The following is a 25,023-nucleotide window of genomic DNA, read 5'->3' on the forward strand; positions in this document are numbered from 1 at the left end:
GCCACGTCTCTAACTAATATATCGGCGGCACACAATTGAAACTGAGCAATAATGATAAAAGAAATTATCGTCACCTGACACTGGACAATGGTCTAAAAGTGCTTCTTGTCGAAGATACATCAAGTAATAAGGCAGCAGCCTCGCTCGCAATTAACGTCGGCCATTTTGACGATCCGCAAAGCCGTCAGGGCATGGCACACTTTGTTGAACATATGCTGTTTCTCGGTACTCAGGGCTTTCCTGTGCGCGGTGAATTTTCTCAGTTTGTCAGTCACGCCGGTGGACAAAGTAATGCCTGGACAGGCACCGAACACAGTTGCTACTTTTTTGATTGCCGTGCAGCACTGTTTGCTGAGGCTTTGCAACGATTCAGTGAGTTCTTTTACGCGCCGCTGTTTAGTGAAGAGGCATTACAGGACGAACGTAACGCCATTGACTCAGAATTTAATCTGAAGGTCAAAGATGATAACCGCAGAATCATTCAGGTACACAAAGAAACCGTTAATCCGGCCCACCCTTTTGCCAAATTTTCAGTCGGAAATCACAACACCCTGGCCGATCACAGCGGGGATTTTAAACAAGAAATTGAAGCCTTTTTTGCCACCCATTATCAGGCACAATGGATGACACTCGTGCTGGCCGGGCCGCACCCTTTAGATGAGCTGGCTGAGCTGGCACGTCGCAACTTTGCGCCAGTAACCGGTCACAATATTCCCAAACCGGCTATTCAGGTTCCTTTATATCGTCAGCAGGACCTGGGGTTGTTGCTCCACATTGAACCACGCAAGCACATGCAAAAGCTGATTGTCAGCTTTGCTATGCCCGATGTAGAGCGACTTTATAAGTTCAAAAGCCTGAGCTTTCTGGCACACCTGTTGGGCTATGAAGGCGACGGCTCGCTCTATGCAATCTTAAAGAAAAATGGTTGGATCAACGCCCTGTCCGCAGGCGGTGGCGCAGACGGCAGTAATTTTAAAGACTTTAATATCAGTTTCGCGCTGACTGACGAGGGCATTGAATACTACGAGGATATCGTAGAAATGCTGTTCGAGTACATCAGTCTCATCCGTGAACAAATTGCTGCTTTACCTGCACTCTATGAAGACAAAAAGCGCCTGCTTGAACTGGCATTCGAAAATCAGGAACCCAGCAAACTACTCGACTGGGTTAGCGCGCTGAGCATCAATATGCACCATTACGACGACGAAGACACACTCTATGGTGACTATTGCATGAGTGCCTTCAATCATGCGCTGCATGAAGAACTTATGGAGCTGTTATCGCCGCACAACATGCGCCTGATCCTGATCCACCCCGATATTACTTGCGAGAGCGATGCCACCCGCAAGGTAGCGCAATGGTACAATACCCCCTACCAGGTAGAGCGTATCAATACGGAGTGGTTACAAACGCTCGAACACATAACAACGCCCCTGCCCGAAATGCGCTTACCTGCTGCGAACCCTTACCTGGCGTTCGAAAACCGCCTGTATGACATAGAGCCTGGGCGTAAAACGCCCACCCTGCTCACAGACAGACCTGGATTTGCCTTTTGGTTCAAACAGGATACCCGCTTTCGGGTTACCAAAGGTCACTTTTACTTAGAGATAGACTCTCTTTGTTCGGTCGAAAACCATAAGAGTATGGCCATGACCCGGCTGTTCGCTGATTTGTTTATGGACAGCGTTGCTGAGCAATTTTACGCAGCGGAGCTGGCCGGATTGAGCTATCACCTCAGCTCCCATCAGGGTGGTTTGACCTTACAAACCGCAGGTCTGTCTGCCAGCCAGCTCAAACTGGTGCTGCAACTGGTCGAAGCGCTGCTTAAACAACCGATCAGCGCCACCCGCTTTGCGGAATATAAAAAACAACTGATCCGGCACTGGAAAAACCACAACAAGAGTAAGCCGGTTAGCGAGTTGTTCAGTTTATTAGGGGCCCACTTAATGCCCTGGAACCCAACACCAGAACAACTGGCCAAAGCGCTCAAAAATATTAGCTTCAATGAGTTTTGCCTGTTTCGGGATAACTTTTTCAAGGAAATCCACATTAAGGCCTTTATGCACGGTAACTGGCAGCTGGATCATGCGCTCGATATGCAAAAACAACTGCATGCCTTATTTGCCTACAGCGAAATTCTGGACGACCTGAAAAAGCCACTCAACCTTGTCACGTCAAATCAGCACGTGCAAATCGAAAAATCCGGTGCGGAACATGCGTTCGTTGAATACATTCAAGCACCGACAAGCAGCGTGGATGACAAAGTCAAAGTCATGGCCTTTAACCAGTTAATCAGTCAGGATTACTTTGAGTCTTTGCGCACACAACAACAGCTTGGTTATCTGGTTGGTGCCGGTTATGCACCCTTTAATACCCGCGCCGGTATCGCGTTTTATGTACAGTCGTCCGGTTATGACAGCGCCACTTTGCTGCAACGCCATCACCAATACCTGGCAGATTTAATTGTCCAGCTGGATAGCTATGAGGCCACCCAATGGACACAAGTAAAAGCTGCATTGCACGCCCAAATTGCGGAAAAGGACAAGAACCTGAGGTTGCGCTCTCAACGTTTGTGGATAGCCATTGGCACTGACGATCACGCCTTTTCGATGCAGGAAAAACTCATTGCAGCACTTGAGGCGCTCACGTTTGATGACCTGAAACAGTATATCGTTAAGCTGATTTCTGAAGACTTTGCGAAAATTACGCTCAGGTGTAATTAACCCCCCCGATATATCAGTGGCGCATCTTTGCCAATGCGCACCACTGAATAAGACTTTCGCAGCTGTGTAATGATCCCCCGTCAATCTTACATTTTCATGTAACAATTGCGGCCTCAATGCGCAAAATACGTGCAGATGCACGTATCAGGTCCGAAATTAGGGATTTTTTCTGACTTTCTTTTTGACTCTGCCTGGGGCATAGATTAGATTAGCAAATGTAATTGAATCTTTAAGCCTTATGACGAAAACAACAATTATAAAAACAATTACATCTGTTTTGTTGCTTCTGGCCTGGCCGACAATAAGTGCGCCCCTGCCAGCAGGCATTATGCAAAATCATTCTTCGACACTGCTCGTTTTGGTGGGCTTTGTCACAGCCGCCACTTTGCTCTACCTGGTCATCTTAAATCGCCGAACCAAACACTCACTGAGGGCCCTCAGGCATTCAGAGCAACGCCTCAAAAGCACCGTAGAAGGCAGTGGGGACACACTTTGGGACTGGAATATCCGCAGTGGTGAGATCACTCGTATTAACGATAAGTTTATGTTGGATACAACACCTGGCACTCACCTGATCCCCAACGCCAGCCAGATACACCCCCAGGATCTTCCCCTGGTAGAAAAACAACTGAAACTCCACTTTGCAGAGAAAACCGCTTTTTTTGAAGCCACTTATCGGGTCAAAAACAGCCTGGAACAGTATCACTGGGTGCTGGACAAAGGCAAAATAATAGAAAAAGATGACAATCTCAATCCACTGAGGATGACAGGCACTATTCGCGATATTAACCACCTAAAGAGTACCGAAGAGCGCCTGAACCTGTTTGCTAAATGTGTCGAGTCTCTGACCGATGCCATTGCTATCTACGATCATACCTTCCGTCTGGTTGACCTGAATCCGAGCTATATTCGAATCTTTGGTGGTGTGCGTGAACAGTATATCAATACCGAGTTTAAGCTCCCCGGATATGATGGCCAGTTCATCAATCAAATCAAAGCCGCTTTAAGAAAAAGTGAACACTGGCAGGAAGAGCTGAAACTCTATGATCAGACTGGCACTATGCTGCCAATCGAAATTTCTATTGATGAGATTAAAAATAACCATGGCCATATTACCAATTACGTAGTGGTATTCTCCGATCTGACCGAACGCAAAAAAGCAGAATCACAACTGCACAACTTGTCAAATCGAGACCGCACTACGGGCCTGCCCAATCGAAATCTCTTCTTTACCAATCTGAAAAAGCTCGTCGATCAAAAACGCGATCACGCTTTGCTGGTCTTTGACCTCGATAACTTTAAGAAAATTAATGACTCTCTTGGCCACCAGCTGGGAGACAGCCTGCTTGCTAAGCTCGCCATGCGCCTCAATAAACTGTGTCGTCAGCAAGATACATTTTACCGTCTGGGTGGCGATGAGTTTGCTCTGGTGATGTCGGGTACAAACGACATTCACACCATTAGTAAAGCCGCGAAACAGTTTCTGGCAGTTATTGCGACGCCCTTTAAAATGGCCAACCACGAACTGGTGATCACCTCATCCGTAGGCATTGTGCTATTCCCGGAAGATGGCAGCACACCGGAGATTTTGCTGAAAAATGCAGACACGGCCATGTATCATGCTAAGCAAAAAGGCAACCACTACCTGTTCTTCAATGACTCGATGAATGAACAAGCGGTTAAGCGTCTGCAAATTGAAAACCTGATGCGGTTTGGCTTAAAAGAAGATCACTTTGTCGTTTATTATCAACCCAAAATGGACATCGCCAGTGGCGCATTGGTTGGTATGGAAGCCCTTGTCCGCTTCATCACACCGAAAAAAGGCGTGATCAGCCCGGGCTTGTTTATTCCCATCGCAGAAGAGACAGGTCAGATTGTCGAAATCGGTGAAGTGGTGCTGGACAAGGCCTGTAAAGACGTTAAACGCTGGGTTGATATGGGACTATTTAACGGCCGGGTTGCCGTTAACCTGTCTGCCCGACAGTTTAGCTTACCCGACCTCACCGCACGCATAGATCTCATCTTGCAAAAGAATCAACTTCCTTCTTATTTTCTCGAACTGGAAATTACAGAAGGCACTGTTATGGATGATCCACAAGAAGCAATTTCAATTATGCGCTCTTTAAGTTCTCGCGGGATCCACCTGGCCATGGATGATTTTGGGACCGGCTACTCCTCGCTCGCTTACCTGAAACAGTTTCCACTAAATACCCTCAAGGTAGACAAAGCATTTGTGGACGATATGAATACAGAGCGTGGCTGTAATATGGTGGACTCCATTGTCACGATCGCACATAACCTGGGTCTGCACGTTGTCGCTGAAGGCGTTGAGCAGGAGCAACAGCTGCATCAGTTACAGCGCCTGAACTGCCAGACCATTCAGGGCTATTACTACGCTAAACCGCTCTCGGCTGAAGAGTTCGAGCAATTCCTGCGTGCACAGCAGTCTGACAAGCCCACACTGCAGCTGGTAAACTAACAGCCTTAACGACCCTAAACAGCAAAACATGCCTATCTGGGCCCATTGAACCTCTCCTGACCTACTAACACGTTTTTCTTCCAAACTGATGGTTTGAGAGGCGAGCAGCTATTTTGCCCTTACATCACGTACTTTGCGCTTCCAGAGCAGGCTAAGGACATAGCGCATAGAAGCGGTTTATTTACGCACGCAAGACACAATACGGCTGCCCCACCTGTTTGAGCCAGGCAAGCCGGTAGTGCGCACGAAACAGGATCCACACCACAGGTCCAGCAAACGCAGCCAACAACACCCAGGAGCGTCGTGTGACGCCCGTACAGCGCAATTCATTAAGCATCAGCAATCCACCCAGGCACATTAAAACAGCATACAACACCAACACATCGCCTCCGTATTCGAGATCCAAACGTGAACGCAAGGTCAGACTGGGCGACACGTTAAGTAAATGGGTAACTTTTTTCCCGCGCAGTGTACATTAAGTCTAAAAAGCACGCAAAAACACTTAAATTGTTGCAAAATATTGCATTATTTAATTTAATACGTCCCCAGAAACGATTGGTTTCTCACTCAGGTACCCGTGACATCGGGCACCTGAAATCGCAAATAACTACTAACTTATTATTTTAACTAGGTATTATTTGCACTGACTTAGAAATAAGCGCAGCAAAGTGCACCGTCAGATCATGGGCCGGTCTGAACACAACTCACTTTCGCTGGCGATCCTGTTTGATTTTCCTACACTTAGGTTAAGCCGAACGGGATTGAAAGCTTATGCGTGCCAATTTGATTGCACTTTCACCGCATCTGGCGAGGTTCCTGTCTCACCCAGAAGCACGTGAATGTTTAATGAAGTGGGCATTTGTCATTTGGTCATGGTGTGGTTAGCAGTCAAAGAGCGGGAGGAGACTCCTCCTTGAGCAGATTTGAAATTGGAACTGTAAAGATAAATGGACTGGTTAACCTCTGTGCGTTTTATTACGTATTTTTCTCAGTAGGGTGAAATATACTTATATTGTTGCGCAGCTTAGATAAGGTTATTCAGTTATATTCTTATTTGGTCTTAACTGACTGATAATTTTTACTTATTCCCAATTACAGAATTCTCACAAAAGCTGCTAAAATCAGCCCCATGTTGTTTTAATTTAATTTGTTATTTCAAGGACACGGGCGATGGATCAGAAATTCGTACATGAGTATTTACAGGCTAAGCCTGGGACCTTTATCACAAAACCGTTTGCACAGGACGTGGACGTTTACAAGGTGCAGCACAAGATGTTTGCCACCTTATATGAAGGGAAAGAGGGTCAATTGGGTGAAAATGGTGAGCCGGTTTGGTGGCTTAACCTAAAATGTGATCCAGATGAAGCACTTTTGTTACGCGACAAGTACGCTGCAATTGTGCCTGGTTACCACATGAATAAACGATTATGGAACACCATCGTACTTGATGGCAGCATCCCGGAAGAAGAAATCAAACGCATGATTGATGATTCGTATCAGATTGTGGTTGATAACTTACCCAGCGCGCAACGCGCAGAGCTTGATCGCCTCACTCAGTCATAGAGTGACCGTCATCATTGGCTTCCCTCGCACCAAGTGCGAGGGCCATTTTATTTTTCCTTTTCTCAAAACCCCTCCTTTGTCATTCTGATGTCAATTATCCCTGTTTTAATGACAGCGATTTTCTCAACTTAGAATAAAGACAATGAAAAAAACACTGATCTCTTTAACGCTACTGGGCTTACTCAGTGGCTGCAGCCTGGATGGCGACGATGGACAAGCTGGTGAGCAAGGCCTGCAAGGTGAAACGGGCCAGGCGGGCACAGCGGGTGAAAAAGGCGATAAAGGAGACGCTGGCGCACAAGGTGAAACAGGCGCACAAGGCGAAACAGGCGCTCGCATGACGGGTGATCTGTCTGCACAACTAGTAGGCCGTGCCGTATTAAACGTAGCAAGCCCGGAAGGCGCTGCTGAAATCGTCGCTTATCACGCGACCAGTCAGCGTATTTTTGCACTGGACAGCTCCGGAGACAGACCGCAAATCGCCGTGATTTCAGCCGCACAACTTGATGCCGATAAGCTCAACAAAGACAACCAGGGTGTGATCACTAACACCAACCTCACTGTTACCGAAACGATTGCGGTCAGCGATGTGGTTGCCGCTGATGCAAACAGCCTGGCGATTCATGGCGACCTGCTCGCCGTTGCAATGGCGCGCGAAACTGGTGAAACCGGATTTGTGCTGGTCTATGATATTGCCGCGCAAACGCCTCAACTGCTGAAATCAGTCGAAGTAGGTTACTTGCCTGATATGGTGACATTTAACCAAGATGGCAGCAAAATTTTGGTAGCCAATGAAGGTGAACCAGCGGGCGACTATAGCGTTGACCCGCAAGGCAGTATTGCCATTATAGAGGTCAATAACGGTCAGGTTGCCGATCAGGCTACTCTGTTAGGATTTGAAGCCTTTAATGATCAACAAGCCGAGTTACAGGCCCAGGGCGTCGTGTTCGCCAACCCGACCGGGCGCACCATCAAGGGGCAAGCCATCAATACCAGTGTTGCGATGGATCTTGAACCTGAATACGTTACTGTCAGTAAAGATAATCGCTATGCCTATGTCTCATTACAAGAGAACAATGCATTGGCCATCGTTGATTTAAGTGATAACTCACTAACAATAAAGGGCCTGGGTTATAAAGACTGGGGAATGTGGACTTTGGATGCATCCGACAAAGATGGTGGCATCAATCTGCGTAGCTATCCGGGCTTGTATGGCATGTACCAACCAGACACCATCGCCAGCTATCAGTGGCAAGGCGCGAACTTCATCGTCACAGCTAACGAAGGAGACGGTCGGGAATATTTCTTCCCAGCTGCCGACGAAGCAGAGTGTACCGCGAATGGCGGACTAGACTTCGATGAGGACGATGGCTGTCTGGCATATACTGACGAGATCCGAGCTAAAGACCTGACTCTGGCAGATAACTTTGCCTATATCAACAATGACAACGACGACTTGGGTCGCCTGAAAGTGTCCACTGTAATGGGCGATCAGGACAATGATGGCCAGTATGAAAAACTCTACACTTATGGTGCACGCTCATTCTCGATCTGGGATCAACGTGGTGCCCGGGTGTTTGACTCTGGAGACGAGATCGTACGTATCACCACCGCGCTACACGGTGAACAGTTTAATAACGATGAAGACACCAACGAAGGCGATACCCGCTCAGACGCCAAAGGCGCGGAGCCTGAAGCACTCACCTTGGGCCAGATAGGTGAACGTACCTACGCCTTTGTCGGACTGGAGCGCATGGGCAGTATTTTAATCTATGATGTCACCAACCCATTCAATGTCACCTTTACCACTTACCTCATCAACCGTGGTCTGGAAGAAGGGGCTGACATTTCGGGAGATCTGGCACCTGAAGGGATGACCTTTGTAAGTGCTGAGCATAGCCCAACCAACACTCCATTGTTGATTGTTGGCAATGAAATTTCCGGCAGCATTGCCGTCTGGTCGCTGACTCAGAAGTAATACGCCCTGTCTTGTACTGTGGCTGCTCTGTGCTGTACATTAATCTAGGTGTATAGCTCAGCCACAGTACAGGGAATTGAATGACCAAAATTGCAATACTCACCAGCGGGGGCGATGCGCCCGGGATGAATGCCGCTATCCGTGCAATCGTGCACAGCGCTCAGCACAACCAGTATGATTGCATCGGTTTTTTCCATGGCTATAACGGCCTGTTAAACGATGAGTGGCAAACCCTGACACATCGGGATGTAGCCAATGTGCTGCAATTTGGCGGGACTATTTTAAAAAGTGCCCGTTGCCGCGCAATGTGCGAACCGCAAGGCCCAAAACAAGCCGTCAATACACTCAGAAAGCACCAGATTGACGCTTTGATTGTAATTGGAGGAGATGGCTCATTTAGGGGACTTGAAGCGATTAAGGCCCACTGGGAAGGTCAGGTTATTGGCCTGCCCGGGACCATAGACAATGACCTGGCTGGCACAGACAACACCATAGGTTTTGCCACCGCGGTCACGACTGCCACCCATGCCATAGATAAGATCCGCGACACCGCAAACGCTTTTGAGCGCGTGTTTATTGTCGAAGTGATGGGCAGACACAGCGGCCATATAGCCTTTCATGTCGGACTGGCGACCGGCGCTGAGGCAATTCTGTCATTCGAAAATTGTGATTCCGCAGATACCAAACAACAATTGGATCGGCTGATAAACCAGATCCAGGTGCAACAGCAATACAACCACGACAGCTTTGTGATTGTGTTAGCTGAAAACCTCTGGCCCGGCGGGCCTCAGGCCCTTAAAGCACAATTGGCTGAACAGGCCGATATAGAAAGCGCAGTGTGTGTGCTTGGTCATATCCAACGCGGTGGCAGCCCGGCACCAGAAGACCGGCTACTGGCCACAGAGTTGGGACTGGAAGCTGTCAATGCGGTAACGGACAACCGAACTGGAATTATGATAGGCAAACAGGGCACAGCATTACACGATGTGCCTCTGTCACATGCGATCAACGCCGCCAAGCCGGTCGACGCACGTTGGATTAAGGCACAACATGACGTGCTCACCGAGTACTTAGTCAAACACCGTAAATAACTCGGCGTTTAACCACAAGTGCACCAGGATACTGGCGGCGTAGCCCAAAGCTATCACAGGCGTCCATTTGAGGTGACCAAAGAAGGTATAATAGCCTCTGGCTTGTCCCATTAATGCCACGCCCGCCGCCGAGCCAATGGAAAGCAGACTGCCCCCCACCCCGGCGGTCAGCGTGATCAATAACCACTGGCCATGGGACATCTCAGGCTGCATTGACAGTACGGCAAACATCACCGGAATATTATCAACCACGGCCGAAACCACACCTAAGAACACATTGGCGGCCGTCGCAGACCAGTCACCATACAACACTTCTGACATCAGGCTCAGATATCCCAGAAAACCCAGCCCGCCGACACACATCACGATACCGTAGAAAAACAGCAAAGTATCCCACTCAGCGCGTGACACTTTCGCAAACACATCAAAAGGCACCACATTGCCCAGCGCCTTCAGACGTTCTTGATCGCCGGCCTGCTCTGCCTCAGCGCGCTTTCTGTCCAATGAATTGGGTAAAGTGGTCCGTAAAAAATAGCCAAAAAACTGCAAATACCCTAGCCCCATCATCATACCCAGAACCGGTGGCAGGTGTAACAAACTATGGCAAGAGACCGCTGTGGCAATGGTCACTAAAAACAACACCATGATACGCCGCGCACCGCGCTTAAGCTCAATGTGCTCATCACTGGCCGCAGGCTTCTTATTCTTTACGAACAAGCTCATGATCAAAGCGGGCACCAGGTAATTGGCCAGTGCCGGGAAAAACAAAGAGAAAAACTCAGCAAAATGCACGATACCGGCCTGCCACACCATCAGCGTGGTAATATCACCGAATGGGCTGAATGCCCCACCCGCGTTCGCCGCAACAACAATATTAATACAGCTGATGTTAATAAATTCTTTGTCACCCTGACCTACTTTCATGGCGACCGCACACATTAACAAGGCCGTCGTCAGATTATCCGCTATCGGCGAGATGACGAACGCCAGAAAGCCGCTGAGCCAAAACAACGTTCTGAAGTTAAACCCACGACGTACCATCCATACCCGTAAGGCATCAAATAAGCGCCGCTCTTCCATGGCATTGATATAGGTCATCGCCACCAGCAAAAATAACATCAGCTCTGAAAACTCGAGTAAATTATGCCGAAAAGCATGCTCAGTCAGCTCAGGAATATCATGCATCACATAGTAGCCGCCGATCAGCATCCAGATCAGTCCGGCCGCCACCAGCACAGGTTTGGATTTACGCATGTGAAGCTTCTCTTCTAGCATGACCAGAATATAAGCCAGTACAAAGATAGCGATACAGATCCAGCCAAGGGCGGCCGAGGTGAGATCGATGGGTGTTGCAACGTGGTTGGCCGCAGCCGACATTGCTGCCGGGTGCCAGAGCATAAAGATTAAGGCGAGCAAAACGTAAAGCGAGTTTTTCATGTGTTATCAGGTCCGAAACAGGGTTAAAACGTGGTTAACTTGAGCGCGGCTACTTGATAGCACACTTTTCGCTCCATCTGCATTCGACACAAGTCTAAGCCCACCGCCTTACTTAGAGTTGCTCTCACCCGCCAGACAACAAAAAACGGGTGTGTAACCACTGTCACACACCCGTATGATAAGATGATGAAATTTTATCAGTTGACCACAGTTCAGTGCCAACTAAGGGTCTTTACGACTGATCCGCTCAATCATCAGGATCAGGGCTAAGCCCGCCACAGCCAATAAAGCGCAACTCAGAACATAAGGTTCCTGGCCAGATAGACGAGCAAATTCTCCCGGCAACACATTGGCCTGCGTTAACGGCTTCTCTATCCCCTTGGAGTTAGTGTAGGTGGTTAACACTTGCTTCCAGGGCCATAATAAGTTCAGTGAACCAAGCAAAAACCCACATAGCAAGGCAAAGGTGACCTGCTCGAAGCGACTAAGTAACCATGACAACAGACGTGAAAATGCCATCAGACCAACCACACATCCCCCCAAGAACAAAGCGATCAACATCACCTGCATCTCATTGACCGCACTGAGTACATGGCCATACATTCCCAGTAATAATAAGATAAAGCTACCGGAAATACCGGGTAAAATCATGGCACAAATTGCGATTGCACCAGCGGCAAAATAATACCAGGTCTGTGGCACCGCTTCGGCAGGCGCCAAAGAAGTGATCACATAGGCAATGACCGCACCTGCCAGACACGCACTGATGGTTGGCAGGCCCCAGCGAGAGACTTGCTTGCCAACATGAATAAACGAGGCGATGATCAGGCCAAAAAAGAACGACCAAACAAACAGCTGATGATGCTCAAGTAAATAAGTAATAAGTTTGGCCAAAGAAGCAGCACTGGTCAGCAACCCCGCAAATAACACCACCAAAAAAGTGCCGTCTATATGTTGCCACGCAGCCTTTAAACCATTGCTTCTGAGTGTTTTAATGGCGTCCAGATTGACACTTTTAATTGCCCCAAGCAGACGGGCATAAATACCAGTAATAAACGCAATGGTACCACCAGACACACCCGGTACTACGTCGGCGGCGCCCATACCTGCCCCTTTAAAAAACAACCAGATAAAGTCACGTTTGGTGTCAGTTTTATTGCTCAAAGCACTCTCCATCGATTTCTTCGGCACGAGTTTACCGAAATTTTGTGGCGCTGCACATAGTGGCAACCAGAATGTCCTCAAGCTTTGCGGTAAATTGCCGATACAAGGGCATTAGCAAGGTAAGGTGCGCAAACATGCTTAATTATTCCCGGTTTTTTCTGACAGTCAGTCTGATGATAAGCCTGGTCGTGATAACACCGACTCAGGCCGCTGAGCACCAGAGTCCACCGAGTAAGTCCTCACAATTTGACAGCGATCTACGCTACTGGCTGAGCAGCGAAAAGCTACTAACGATTAAAGATGAAGAGCAGGAAATCTCCGTTTTATTCTCAGAATATATGGCCGCACCAAAACGTGGCATCATTGTTTTGTTGCCCGGGCTGGAGCAAAGCCAACTCTACAATAATGGCTTAAGTTACTTACATCAGGCGCTAACGGATGATGGCTACGACACATATACCTTGCCGGTACCCGACCTCACAAGCAACGGTGACCTTGCAGCGGGTATCATTGACGCCCAGCCCAATGAAGTAACAAGTTCGGCGATCCCGGTGCTCAGTGAACTGGCACTGGACAATTATAAGGCCGCTTTGATTGCCCGATTTGAAGCCCTCTACAAAACGCTGGCGCTGCGTCAGCAGGAGCACATTGCCATAGTGGCATTTGGCAACAGTGCAGGTCTGTTTGCGGAGTATCTGGCCACTTTGCCCAGCGTTCGGGTTGATGCGCTGATCACTGTGAGTGCTCAGCTGGCCAATGCACAACGAAACAGCCATTTGCCAGCCAGTTTGTCGCTGGTCGCACCAGCCCTGCTGGATGTCTTTTACACATTCGACAGCCCCCTGGTTCTAGAAACCATAGACGATCGTCGCCGCTGGGCCAGACGCAACAGCAAGCTCGATTATCGCCAAAGAGAGCTTTTTGGAGAGCAGCATCAGCCTTTACAACATCAACGACTGCGTAAAGAATTAACCGGGTTTTTGCGCCGGCTTTAGTCTGAATTAGAGGCTGGCTTAACTGCTGCGTTTTTGTTTTAGCAGTTCATACGCGGACTGAATACTCTGGCTTTTTCGCTTGGCAATTTCCATCATGTGCTCGGGCAGACCCTGAGAAACCAACTTGTCAGGATGGTGCTGTGCCATCAGTTTGCGATACGCGCGTTTGATGTCTTTGTCCGATGCGCCATCACTGAGACCCAATACCGCAAGCGCTTCGCTCCGCGATACGGCTGATGACTGAGGTTCACGTGCCGAATCACGCTGTTGTCTTTGCTGACCCCCACTCTGACGTTGCTGAGATTGCTGTGATTGCCATTGAGCACGCTGCTGACGAAAACGAAACTCAGCCTGGTAGCGCCGCAGCAAGAAATTAAATTGAGTCTGAGAAATCCCCAGATACTTACTCACTTCGCGCAGCAGTGTCTGCTCCTGCTGTGATACATGGCCATCCGAAAACGCCATCTGAATTTGAATTTCCAGAAACAACTGCAATAAGTCATAACGCCTGGCAAAAGCTTCTCTGACTTCCCGTACCGCATCTTTCACCGAAAAATCCGCTTCTTTGCCCGCTCTGAAGGCATGTTGTGCTTCGCGTCGATCATCACCCGCCAATGCCATTTCATCCATAAAGGCCGTTGCCGCGCGGATATGTACCTCGCTGACTCTGCCATTTGATTTGGCGATATGGCCCATCACAGAAAAGCAGCTGGAGAAAAACAGCGCCTGGCGTTCACTGAGATCGTCACCATTTAAAAAGCCCTGGAATCCGCCCACTTTGTCAAAATCCTGTTTCAGGCTTTTATCAAACAAGTGACCCAGATAAAACCCGAGAATAGCGCCCAGCCACTTGCCAAACATAAATCCGAAACCCGCCCCCAGCAACTTACCCCACATATATGTGCTCCACTGCGTTGTTGATCTCAACTAACCGCTCAGGCGTGCCAATATCGTGCCATTGCCCCAAATAAAGCTCCGTTGAAATGCTCCCTTGTGCCAGACCCGCTCTGAGCATAGGACCCAGAGCAACAAATTGTTCCTTCACTTGGTTAAAGAAGTTTTTGTGATACAAACCAATACCTGCAAACGTATAAGCCTGAGTAGAGGCACTCTGATGTGCCAGTGGAAAATCTCCGTCCGGATTATGAGGTGGGTTTTCTACCAATACCAGATGGGCCTCACCAGGTAACAGGTGCAAACGCACCAAGTCGTGCACAGCATAATCCGTATAAATGTCGCCGTTGATCACAATAAAGGTGTCTGCATCATCACACAACAAAGGCAAAGCCCGGACGATGCCTCCAGCTGTTTCCAGCCCCCCTTCAGGTTCATCACTGTATAGAATTGACACACCAAACGCACTGCCATCAGCGAAGTAATCACGTATTTTTTCGCCTTGCCACGCCAGGTTAATGACGATGTCGGTGATGCCTGCATCTGCCAATCGTTTTATGTGGTATTCCAGTAAGGGCTTACCAGCAACCTCAAGCAAGGGCTTTGGCATAGTCGCCGTCAGCGGCATCATGCGCTTGCCTCGCCCTGCGGCCAAAATCATTGCTTTCATTTTTGTTGTTCCAGCTTAGCCTGTACCAGGGGTATTATCTCGGATTGCAAACTGGTTGCAAGCCATTGAAATGCATCAACACACTTTGCTGTCTCATAAATGTACTGCAAAGTTGGCAGAATGTTATGTAAATAACCTGGCTTGCCATCTCGTAAATATAAACGCGCAAAGATCCCAGTCGCCTTGAGGTGGCGCTGTAACCCGGTCAGTGCCAGCTGCTGCTGATATTCCGCAAAGTGACTGTGCGGTGGCAGCAGCCCGGCTTCACGCAATACCTCAAAACTATAACGTTGCAAATGGGCCAGTTGCGCCTCAGGTAATCTGTAGTAACAATCTTTAAGCAAGGACACCACGTCATACGTTACCGGACCCTGTACCGCATCCTGATAATCTATTACTACCCACTGCTGGTTATGCCACATGAGGTTGCGACTGTGAAAATCCCGGTGCATCGTCACCTGCGTCTGTGCCAGCATATTACTGATCAGCGCCTGCTTCAGCTCAGTCCATTGTTGGCACCAGACCTTTGCAGGTTCAAAACCCAACCACTTAGTAAGTAGCCACTCACTGAATATATCCAATTCCATTTCAATGAAAGCCGCATCATAGGGCTTCATATGTGGGCTGGCTGGTAGACGAGCAATGTCAGGCAACATATCAATCAAGGATTCATAGTACCCCTGCACCTCAGACAGCTTAGCCAGCCGGTCGGCCAGATGCTCAGCGCCCAAATCTTCTAACAACACAAACCCAAGCGCACAATCCGCAGCAATAATATGTGGTACCCTAATTTTACCCTGACTAAACATCGTGTTCAGCTCAACGAATGCCGTGACGTCACCTACTTCAGGGGCCACATCAAGCAAAATAAACGACTGACCCTGGTGTATAATACGAAAATAGCGACGAAAACTGGCGTCTCCGTCAAGGGCAGTTACCTGCTCCGGTAAGGCATGATAATGATTGTGCAAAAAGGCCGCGCGGGCCTGCGCTCTTAGCGCAACCTCTGGTGACTGGCTTGGGGTCATTTTTCTTACTATTTCCTATTCTTAACTACTGTAATTAACACGCTTTTCATTTATCATGTCTGGCTTGAAAATGAATTTCGGCAAACAAGGTTGATAAATGAGCAAAGCTTGGGGCCTCTTCGTGCTTCCCCTAATCAGTACAGCGACTTTTGCTAATTCGAACATTGATGGCCTTCAGTGTAAAGACTACTTTCAGCCTAAAAACTGGCAACCCATCGCTGATTTGCCCAATGGCGCTATCGATATTCAGTCAGATAATGTTGAATTACAGGGCGTCGACAGTGCTGAATTCAGTGGCAATGTCGTGATAAGCTCCAATATCATGAGCTTATCAGCTCAAGCTGCCCTGATAGACAAACAGCAAGGGCTACTCAATGCCACTGGCCCACTCGTTTTTCAGGATAGATACACCCTGGTTAACAGTACCGGTATGTTTGCTAATCTCAAAGAGTACGAATTCAGCCTGCTCGGTGCAGATTATTGGCTGACTCAACAAAATGGCCATGGCAGCGCCGAAAAACTGCATGCCACCGCCAATCAGGTTGATTTGCTCAACTCCAGCTTTACCACATGTCCCGGAGAAACCCCATTCTGGTCAATTGAGGCCAGTAATATCGTCATGAATCGTGACAGTGGCTGGGGAGAAACGCACCATACTATCCTTAAAATCTTAGATACGCCGGTTGTCTATGTGCCCTATTTTACCTTCCCCATTGATAATCGCCGTAAATCCGGCGTGCTCACGCCGACGATTAGCAGCTCCAGTCGTCGAGGGTTAGGGATTGCAGTGCCATACTATTTAAATCTGGCACCGAATTATGACGCAACCATCACACCGCGCTACATGTCTAAAAAAGGCACTCAGCTGATTTCGGAATTTCGTTACCTGACCAAACATCATCAGGGCCAGCTGGCCGTAGAGTTTTTGGAACAGGACGATTCTGCCAAACAACTGGATGAGCGGTATTTGGTCAACTGGACACAAAACAGCTATTTTGACGAAAACTGGCGCGCCAGTGTTGACATCACCAATGTCAGTGACGATGCCTATGTTTCAGATTTAGACTCCCAATACGCCAATGAAACAGACACTCAGCTTTACCGTACCGGCCAGCTCAGCTATCTGGGAGAGGAATGGGCCGTTGACCTGAAGATCCAAAACTTCGAAGTTTTGGGTAACCATACAGAGTCCTATGCGGTATTGCCCCAGCTCACTGTCAATCACGTGACACAAAACTATCAAGGGTTTAATTGGGGGCTCACGGGCCAAATCAGCCACTTTACTAACGATGAACTAACCGTCACAGACGCAACCCGAATTCACTTCGAGCCAAGTGTGTCTTATGACTACAACGCCTATGCCTGGTCATTTGCATCTAACCTGAGCCTGATGCATACCTATTACGAGCAAGACGGAGATGAAGCGTTCTCACAATCTCAATATAAAAAGTCAGTTTCCCGTACGCTCCCTAAACTGCGCTTGCATGGTCAGCTAAACCTGGAGCGACCAACTAACTTTATTTTGCAACAAGGTACACAAACGCTGGAACCACAGATCCAGTATTTGTATACACCCAAAAAAGACCAGTCCGGTATCGCTTTGTATGACACCATCAAAATGCAGGACGACTTTTTTGGTCTGTTCCGCGAACAGCGCTTTTCTGGCGTTGACTTTATCGCACAGGCAAACCAATTTACACTGGGCGCAACGACCCGAATGTTCGACAGTAACAACAGCGAACGCTTTAACTTCAGCATGGGTCAGATCCTCTACCTGAGTGACTCGGCCAAGCCCACAGAACAATCTCTGGAAACCAATTTACTGACACAGAACAATCAGGAATTTGGCAGTAAAAACTACAACGCCTTGTTTGCAGCCGAAAGTATGCTGCACTGGCACCGTCGTTGGTACTTCTCAGCCGGTTTACAGTATGATGCCGATGAGAAAGAGCTGATCCAGTCTCACATGACGCTCGATTATCGAGGCAGCAATAAAAAGCTCGTTCAATTGAACCATCACTACGCCAGTGATGTCTCAGGATACGAAATTGATCAAATCGGTCTGTTCAGTAGTTTACCCATTAACGAGAACTGGCAGCTGGTTGCCAGCTATCATCGTGATATGACGGCAAACCGCAGCGTTGAAGTATTTGCAGGTCTGCAATACGAATCATGCTGCTGGGCAGTGCGCATAACAGGTAAACGTCAAATACAAACTGATCTTAACCAAACGATTTCGCGTGATGACGCAATTTTTGACACAAGCTTTGGTATCAATTTTGTGTTAAAAGGGTTAGGCAGCAAATCAAGATATGATGCTAGCCAGTTACTACGTTCGGGTATCTTTGGTTACCGCAGACCGTTCTTTTTAAATAATTAACAACAAAGACTCTTATGAATTTAAAAAAGCTATTATTAGTTCCAATTTTAAGTATGACGCTGGCACAACCCGTTTGGGCTGAGCGTGTCCAGCTGGACAAAGTAGTCGCAACGGTTAACGACGGTGTGGTACTGAAAAGTGAAGTGGACAAGATCCTTAATCGCGTGAAAGAACAAGCAGAGCAGCAAAACACTGAGCTGCCGTCAGATAACGTATTGCGCATCCAGGCCATTGAAAAACTCATTGATCAGGTGCTGATGGAACAAATGGCCGCGCGCATGGGCATGGAAATTTCAGATGCTCAGCTTGATCAGACCCTGGCCAGTATGGCCAAAGATCAAGGTGGCAACATTGCTGATTTACGTAATTCGATAGAAGCCACGGGCGAGAGTTTCCAGGCATATCGAGAAGAAATTCGTACTGAAATCATGGTTTCGCAAGTACAGCGCGCTGCGGTTGACCGCCGTATCTATATCAGCCCGCAGGAAATTGCCAATTTACAACAAATTTTGGCACAACAAACTGGCCAGTCGGAAGAATATGATATCGGCCACATCCTGATCAAAGTTGAAAGCAAAGCGAATCCGGAAGACATCGAAGATGCCCGTGAACGTGCTGAAAAAGTCATCGAATTTCTCAATGAGGGCCGCGAATTCAAACGTATCGCTATCGCCTCATCGAGTGGTGCTAAAGCACTGGATGGAGGTCAGCTAGGCTGGATGGGCATCAATGAAATGCCAACACTGTTTGCAGAAGCGGTAAAAGGCAAGAAAAAAGATGACATCATCGGCCCGCTGCGCTCTGGTGCCGGTTTCCATATTCTGAAAGTACAAGATATTCGCGGACGCCAGGTGGTTGAGCGGGTAGAAATGCGCTCTCGTCATATCCTGGTGAAGCCGTCTATCATCCTCAGCGAAGAAAAAGCACGAGATATGTTAGCAGGCTTTGTGACAGATCTGCGTAATGGCAATGCAGACTTTGCTGAGCTGGCTAAAGCGCATTCAGAAGATCCAGGTTCGGCGCTAAAAGGCGGTGAATATGACTGGACAGACCCGACTACTTACGTACCCGCATTTCGTGATGCCTTAATGTCACTGGAACAAAACGAAATCAGTGAGCCATTCAGAAGCACCTTCGGCTGGCACATCGTTCAGTTGCTTGATAAGCGCGTTGCTGATAAAACAGAACAAGCAAAAGCAAACCGTGCCCACCAACTTCTGTTTCGTCGTAAGTTTAAAGAAGAAAGCTTTAAGTGGATGCGTGAAATGCGCGAACAGGCGCACATAGAAGTAATCGACTAATAGAAGAGCTAAGATGAGTTTAAGAATCGCAATCACCCCCGGCGAACCGGCAGGGATAGGGCCTGATTTGGTCATCAAACTTGCACAACACGACTGGCCAGCACAGCTGGTCGCGGTTGTGGACAAAGACATCATGCTACAGCGTGCCAGGGAGCTGAATACGACCATTAAGCTCATCCCATTCGACCCTGATGCACCCGCTGTAGCTGCACCACCTGGCAGTATTTATTACCTTCAGGTAGACCGCGGTTGTGACGTCACGGCAGGAGAGCTGGACGAGCGCAACGGTCAGTACGTCTTAGATACCTTACGTATCGCCTCTGAAAAAAATATGGACGGCACATTCGATGCTGTTGTAACAGGACCCGTGCACAAAGGGATTATTAACCGTGCTGGTATTTCCTTCAGTGGTCACACTGAATATTTTGCGCAGCAGTCCAACACCCCCGATGTGGTGATGATGCTGGCCACCGAAGGGCTTCGTGTGGCGCTGGTCACAACCCATATTCCGCTGGCTTACGTGTCTAAAGCCATTACCCACGAGCGACTCACGAAAGTAGCGCATATTCTTTATCAGGACTTGCAAACCAAGTTTGGCATTGAGCAGCCAAATGTCCTGGTATGCGGGCTAAACCCACATGCTGGTGAAGGTGGTCATCTGGGCAATGAAGAAATTGATACCATAGAGCCGGTATTGGCCGAGCTCAATGCACAGGGCATGCATTTTGTTGGCCCGCTCCCCGCTGACACGCTATTTCAGGCGAAATATCTCGAAAATACCGATGCCGTATTGGCAATGTATCACGATCAGGGTTTACCTGTGTTAAAATACAAAGGATTTGGCAATTCGGTAAATATTACACTCGGATTGCCCTTCATCCGCACTTCTGTTGACCATGGCACGGCACTCGATCTCGCCGCCAGTGGCAACGCAGAAGTCGGTAGTTTCGAATTAGCGATCCGCGAAGCAATTAAGCTCGCCACCGAGAAAACACAGAGTTCATGACAGATAAAGTACATTTGGGCCACCGAGCCCGTAAACGCTTCGGCCAAAACTTCCTTAACGACAGCAACATCATCGATAAGATTGTGACGGCCATCGATCCTAAGCCCACAGACAATCTGGTAGAGATAGGTCCAGGTTTAGGTGCCATCACTGAGCCCGTGGTAGAGCTGAGTGACCAGCTAACTGTTGTGGAACTGGATCGCGACCTGGCAGAACGCCTGATCCACCACCCTTTTATGGGACCTAAGCTCACGGTACATCAGGGCGACGCTATGAAGTTTGACTTTTCTACGCTTCTGAAAGGCGACGAAAAGCTCAAGATTTTTGGTAACCTGCCCTATAACGTCTCTACGCCACTGCTGTTTCATTTATTTGAATTTGCAGATCAGGTTGAGCACATGCATTTCATGCTACAAAAAGAGGTGGTAAACCGTATGGTTGCGGGACCAGGCAGTAAAGCCTATGGTCGCCTGAGTGTCATGACACAATACTATTGCCATGCCATTCCAGTGATCCAGGTTCCTCCTACGTGCTTTAAACCAGCACCCAAAGTTGACTCTGCGGTTGTGAGATTGATCCCTAAAGATGCGCAACAACGCAGTGCTAAGAGTACCAAAGTGCTTAATACTGTATGTCTTGAAGCTTTTAACCAAAGACGTAAAACATTGCGCAACAGTTTATCGAACCTGATGACTGCCGAGCAACTGAGTAACCTTGGGATCGACCCGGGTTTACGTGCTGAAAATATTTCCCTTTCGCAATTTATTGAGATAGCAAACTGGATCTATGACAACAAAGAGTGAGATCGGCTCACCGATCAAAGTATCTGTAGAAGCCTTCTATGTTGAAGGCCAATCTCAGCCAGAAAAAGACAAATATGTCTTTGCCTATACCATAACCATTAAAAATCACAGCTTGTGCAATGCCAAGCTGGAAAGCCGCTATTGGCTGATCACCGACGCCAACGGTAAAGAAACCGAAGTCGAAGGTGATGGTGTCGTTGGTGAGCAACCGACTATTCGTCCGGGAGAAAGCTACCAATACACCAGCGGTGCAGTGTTAGATACGCCAGTTGGCACAATGGAAGGCTACTATGTGATGCGCAATGAATTTGGCACTGAATTTCGCGCTCCAATCCAGGTATTCAGACTGAGCCGTCCGGATATCCTGCACTAATGGCCAACTATGTGGTCGGCGATCTGCAAGGCTGCTTTACACCGCTAAAGCAGCTGCTGCAGGAAGTTGCCTTCAACCCAGCCCGTGACCACCTTTATCTGGTAGGCGATATTGTAGCCCGGGGTCCGGATTCACTCGGCTGTCTCGACTTTGTGTTTCGCCATCAGGATTGCGTCACTATCACCCTCGGCAATCACGACTTGCACCTTATCTGCAATGTATTGCTTGGCAAAACGCCCAACCCTAAAGATAAACTCGACGCCCTATACCAGCACCCGCAATTACCAGATTACCTGACCTTTTTGCGCCGTCAGCCATTGTGCGTGTATCTTGATAACTATCGCACCTTTATTTCTCATGCCGGTATCCACCCTGATTGGGAGATTGAACAAGCCCTACTATTGGGTCGCTGGGCTCAACAAAAATATCAGGACGATGAGGCGAGCCAGTTTCTACCCGCTATGTACGGTAAAGAGCCTCGCCTGCTACTTGATACAGACGAGCAAAGCCGGTTTAATACCATAGTCAATGTATTTACCCGGATGCGCTTCCTGACTTCGCAGTGGCATCTCGATTTTGACAATAAAGGCACGCTCGATGATGCCGGCGAATTACGTCCCTGGTTTACGCATCCGCGCTTCCAAAATGACACCACTCGTTACCTTTTTGGGCACTGGGCAGCCTTGCAAGGGATCACAAAAGTCCCCAATGTCACTGCTTTAGATACAGGGTGTGTGTGGGGAGGACCGATGACCCTGCTTGATTTAGACGCAAATGAGCAAATTTCGAGCAATTAACTGTTTCTCAGCCGATTTTACTGAATTTTGAATTCACATCTGCTATAAAATACTTAACTATCGCGCAATAAATCCGATAAGCATTCATTCAGCTTTAATTTGATGGTACCCGTATGAATTTGACTGTAAGCCAACGTATCTGGGGTGGTTTTATAATAATCACTCTACTCCTGTTGATGATCGGAGGAAACTCGCTGCTAAGGATCGCCAATATAGATAATTCCACAAGACTGGTTAATTCGCTTTCATTGCCCGCTCTGGACAGCAGTGCTGCGTTACAAATTGAGTTCACTCAGATGAGTAAGCTCGCCCAGGGGAGTTACTTTACGCAATCACCCGACGAACTGAACTCACTCAAGGCAAAATTCAATGAACGTCAGCAGGCGTTCAATAAAACCTTTTCTGAGTTAGGTGCTGTGGTTGATCAAGACCCAGGTCTGGCACAGAGCAAACGCCAGGTCGAATCAAGCTTCAACCAATTTTCGACCTCTGTGCAGGACTTGTTGAGTAACAAGGCCCGTGAGCTCATGTTGGTAAAGACACTTAAGCAACAACTTGAAGACACAGAAATGGCCGCCGAAGATGCCACCACAGTGGTGCTGGATATTCTTGATTTAGACGGCTTGCAGGATACTGACAGTCGCGCCTATCAGGCAGCAACAAAATTAGAAAACCTGTTTAGTTCTGCGGTGACAACCAGTACAGATATGATGACCATCAAAGAGCGCAACACGCTGGACATCGTTGATAAGGAACAGGCCTATGTATTGGAAGAGCTGGAACGCAATATGTCTTTAATGACGGCTACAGTGGCGCAGCTCGACAGCACATTGGTAGACGACTTACAACAATACTATGATGACCTGTTAACGCAGCTAAAGGGTTCTGATAGCATTTCCGGCAATGTGGGTCAGCTAATCGCGGCACGACAAACAACTCGTACAGAGTTAGACACCGCAGAAGCGACCACCAATACCGCCCTGAAACAGCTTGGTGAACTGGTTGCACAGTCAAAGCAACTGGCGTTTGATATTCAGGATGAAGTACGCGCAGACGTCACCTCTGCAAATATGTGGACCTGGGTAGGTATGATCATGGCTGCCTTGTTAGCGATTGCGATCGCTTACCTGACTGTCAGTCGTATTACTAAGCCATTGTCTGAAGTTAACCGCGTCTTAAATATCGTCGCTCGTGGCGACATGACCCAGACACTGGATGACTCAGCAAAAGATGAATTTGGTGAACTGGCGCGCAGCTGTAACAGCCTCATAGCCAGCTTACGAGAGTTGATCACCGGTATCGTGTCACGTTCAACTCAGCTTGCTGCTGCTTCGGAAGAGACCTCAGCCATTACCATTGAGTCCAGCCAGGCAATTAAGAGCCAGCAGTCTCAGGTTGAACAGGCCGCGACGGCAACCACTGAGATGAGCAGCACAGCCCATGGCGTGAGCAACAGTGCCCATCAGGCATTGCAGGAAATCAAGAATGCCGATAAAGAGGCCGAGCGCGTTAAGGGCATTTCTCAGGATAACAAACACACCATTGAACAGCTGGCTCATGAAGTCGAAGCGGTGTCTGAAGTAATCAACAAGCTACATCAGGACAGTTCAGCGATTGGTGGCATCCTGGATGTAATTCGCGGTATTGCGGAACAAACTAACTTGCTTGCCCTGAATGCCGCCATCGAAGCAGCTCGTGCTGGTGAACAAGGTCGTGGATTTGCGGTTGTTGCTGACGAAGTGCGCTCCCTGGCCAGCAAAACACAGGAGTCGACTCAAGAGATCCAGGCGATGATCGAGTCGTTGCAAAGTGGTGCAGAAGAGGCCGTCAGCGCGATGTCGAAAGGTCAGCAACAAGCTGAATCTTGTGTCCACCAAAGCGATGTGGCCAATGAGGCACTGAATTCAATCACGGACGCTGTGTCTCGTGCACATGACGTGAGTGAAGAAATTGCCAACGCGGCCAATGAACAGCAACAAGTCTCTCAGGAGATCAGTGAACGTCTTGAGTCCATTGTGACCATCGCCGAACAAACGGCTGAAGGCGCGAACCAGACATCGATTTCGAGCTCAGAAGTGGCTAAGCTAGCCGAAGAGCTCAGACTGTCTGTTGACCAGTTCAGAGTCTGATTACCAGAGATAACCAATGCCAAAGGCCCGCTCAACGAGCGGGCCTTGCTTTTTACCCCAGACAATATTTTGCTCCCAAACATACCCACCCCGTGATGCTTTTATACCTATCAGTGTAATAATGCGGATTGTTATAAATCATAATCCCACGAAAAATACTGTGATAATGGTTATTCAACCGCCATGGTACTCGTTAGCCTGTTCGTAGCAAC

Annotated in this window: 19 protein-coding genes; 13 read left to right on the forward strand and 6 right to left on the reverse strand. The window is 48.3% G+C overall.

What is annotated here, in order from left to right:
• Nucleotides 1–35 precede the first annotated feature (35 nt).
• The gene (locus QNM19_RS09990; RefSeq protein WP_049866086.1) at nucleotides 36–2,723 is read left to right on the forward strand and encodes an insulinase family protein; all 2,688 of its coding nucleotides are present in this window, start codon (nucleotides 36–38) and stop codon (nucleotides 2,721–2,723) included.
• 238 nt (nucleotides 2,724–2,961) lie between these two features.
• Complete coding sequence (locus QNM19_RS09995; RefSeq protein ID WP_284026647.1) at nucleotides 2,962–5,202, forward strand: sensor domain-containing protein; 2,241 nt, start codon at nucleotides 2,962–2,964, stop codon at nucleotides 5,200–5,202.
• A 181-nt stretch (nucleotides 5,203–5,383) separates the two neighbouring features.
• Here QNM19_RS09995 and QNM19_RS10000 read toward each other — a convergent pair whose 3' ends face one another.
• On the reverse strand, nucleotides 5,384–5,584 hold the full coding sequence (locus tag QNM19_RS10000; protein WP_284026648.1) for a hypothetical protein: 201 nt from the start codon (nucleotides 5,582–5,584) through the stop codon (nucleotides 5,384–5,386).
• 788 nt (nucleotides 5,585–6,372) lie between these two features.
• On the opposite strand from QNM19_RS10000, the gene QNM19_RS10005 reads away from it, so the two are divergent.
• From QNM19_RS10005 to QNM19_RS10015, 3 genes are all read left to right on the forward strand, one after another.
• A complete protein-coding gene (locus QNM19_RS10005; RefSeq protein ID WP_049865405.1) occupies nucleotides 6,373–6,765 on the forward strand; it encodes an MmcQ/YjbR family DNA-binding protein in 393 nt (130 codons plus the stop codon).
• Nucleotides 6,766–6,907: 142 nt separating this feature from the next.
• Complete coding sequence (locus tag QNM19_RS10010) at nucleotides 6,908–8,743, forward strand: choice-of-anchor I family protein (protein ID WP_049865404.1); 1,836 nt, start codon at nucleotides 6,908–6,910, stop codon at nucleotides 8,741–8,743.
• 80 nt (nucleotides 8,744–8,823) lie between these two features.
• Complete coding sequence (locus QNM19_RS10015) at nucleotides 8,824–9,834, forward strand: ATP-dependent 6-phosphofructokinase (protein WP_049865403.1); 1,011 nt, start codon at nucleotides 8,824–8,826, stop codon at nucleotides 9,832–9,834.
• Here QNM19_RS10015 and nhaD read toward each other — a convergent pair.
• Both nhaD and QNM19_RS10025 read right to left on the reverse strand, forming a co-directional pair.
• Complete coding sequence (nhaD, locus tag QNM19_RS10020; RefSeq protein WP_156202362.1) at nucleotides 9,814–11,211, reverse strand: sodium:proton antiporter NhaD; 1,398 nt, start codon at nucleotides 11,209–11,211, stop codon at nucleotides 9,814–9,816. The two genes, QNM19_RS10015 and nhaD, sit on opposite strands and share 21 nt — an antisense overlap.
• 282 nt (nucleotides 11,212–11,493) lie before the next feature.
• Nucleotides 11,494–12,447, reverse strand: a complete 954-nt coding sequence (locus QNM19_RS10025; protein WP_284026692.1) for a polyprenyl-phosphate transporter — start codon at nucleotides 12,445–12,447, stop codon at nucleotides 11,494–11,496.
• A 122-nt stretch (nucleotides 12,448–12,569) separates the two neighbouring features.
• Between QNM19_RS10025 and QNM19_RS10030 the strand changes: the two genes are divergently transcribed.
• Entirely contained in the window at nucleotides 12,570–13,430 is an 861-nt protein-coding gene (locus QNM19_RS10030) for a DUF3530 family protein (RefSeq protein WP_049865401.1), read from the forward strand.
• An 18-nt stretch (nucleotides 13,431–13,448) separates the two neighbouring features.
• Here QNM19_RS10030 and djlA read toward each other — a convergent pair whose 3' ends face one another.
• From djlA to QNM19_RS10045, 3 genes are read right to left on the reverse strand one after another with little or no spacing between them, the layout of a single operon-like run.
• Nucleotides 13,449–14,327 carry a co-chaperone DjlA gene (djlA, locus tag QNM19_RS10035; protein ID WP_049865400.1) on the reverse strand — a complete coding sequence of 293 codons (879 nt, stop codon included), beginning with the start codon at nucleotides 14,325–14,327 and terminating at the stop codon, nucleotides 13,449–13,451.
• On the reverse strand, nucleotides 14,317–14,994 hold the full coding sequence (gene murU / locus QNM19_RS10040) for an N-acetylmuramate alpha-1-phosphate uridylyltransferase MurU (protein WP_049865399.1): 678 nt from the start codon (nucleotides 14,992–14,994) through the stop codon (nucleotides 14,317–14,319). Before murU ends, djlA begins: the two co-directional genes overlap by 11 nt.
• Nucleotides 14,991–16,022, reverse strand: a complete 1,032-nt coding sequence (locus QNM19_RS10045; protein WP_284026649.1) for an aminoglycoside phosphotransferase family protein — start codon at nucleotides 16,020–16,022, stop codon at nucleotides 14,991–14,993. The genes murU and QNM19_RS10045 overlap by 4 nt, the downstream gene beginning before the upstream one ends.
• Nucleotides 16,023–16,119: 97 nt before the next feature.
• On the opposite strand from QNM19_RS10045, the gene lptD reads away from it, so the two are divergent.
• The 7 genes from lptD (at nucleotide 16,120) to QNM19_RS10080 (ending at nucleotide 24,811) form a co-directional block, all read left to right on the forward strand.
• Nucleotides 16,120–18,402, forward strand: coding sequence for an LPS assembly protein LptD (gene lptD, locus QNM19_RS10050; protein WP_284026650.1), 2,283 nt, complete (start codon nucleotides 16,120–16,122; stop codon nucleotides 18,400–18,402).
• Nucleotides 18,403–18,416: 14 nt separating this feature from the next.
• Nucleotides 18,417–19,703, forward strand: coding sequence for a peptidylprolyl isomerase SurA (gene surA, locus QNM19_RS10055; RefSeq protein WP_049865396.1), 1,287 nt, complete (start codon nucleotides 18,417–18,419; stop codon nucleotides 19,701–19,703).
• Nucleotides 19,704–19,716: 13 nt separating this feature from the next.
• Nucleotides 19,717–20,709 carry a 4-hydroxythreonine-4-phosphate dehydrogenase PdxA gene (gene pdxA, locus QNM19_RS10060; RefSeq protein WP_049865395.1) on the forward strand — a complete coding sequence of 331 codons (993 nt, stop codon included), beginning with the start codon at nucleotides 19,717–19,719 and terminating at the stop codon, nucleotides 20,707–20,709.
• Nucleotides 20,706–21,512 carry a 16S rRNA (adenine(1518)-N(6)/adenine(1519)-N(6))-dimethyltransferase RsmA gene (gene rsmA / locus QNM19_RS10065; RefSeq protein ID WP_049865394.1) on the forward strand — a complete coding sequence of 269 codons (807 nt, stop codon included), beginning with the start codon at nucleotides 20,706–20,708 and terminating at the stop codon, nucleotides 21,510–21,512. Before pdxA ends, rsmA begins: the two co-directional genes overlap by 4 nt.
• The gene (apaG, locus tag QNM19_RS10070) at nucleotides 21,496–21,885 is read left to right on the forward strand and encodes a Co2+/Mg2+ efflux protein ApaG (protein ID WP_010382612.1); all 390 of its coding nucleotides are present in this window, start codon (nucleotides 21,496–21,498) and stop codon (nucleotides 21,883–21,885) included. The genes rsmA and apaG overlap by 17 nt, the downstream gene beginning before the upstream one ends.
• On the forward strand, nucleotides 21,885–22,682 hold the full coding sequence (locus QNM19_RS10075) for a symmetrical bis(5'-nucleosyl)-tetraphosphatase (protein ID WP_284026651.1): 798 nt from the start codon (nucleotides 21,885–21,887) through the stop codon (nucleotides 22,680–22,682). Before apaG ends, QNM19_RS10075 begins: the two co-directional genes overlap by 1 nt.
• Before the next feature lie 113 nt (nucleotides 22,683–22,795).
• Entirely contained in the window at nucleotides 22,796–24,811 is a 2,016-nt protein-coding gene (locus QNM19_RS10080) for a methyl-accepting chemotaxis protein (protein ID WP_284026652.1), read from the forward strand.
• Nucleotides 24,812–25,023 lie beyond the last annotated feature (212 nt).

Source organism: Pseudoalteromonas ardens (assembly GCF_030125445.1).
Classification (GTDB): domain Bacteria; phylum Pseudomonadota; class Gammaproteobacteria; order Enterobacterales; family Alteromonadaceae; genus Pseudoalteromonas; species Pseudoalteromonas ardens.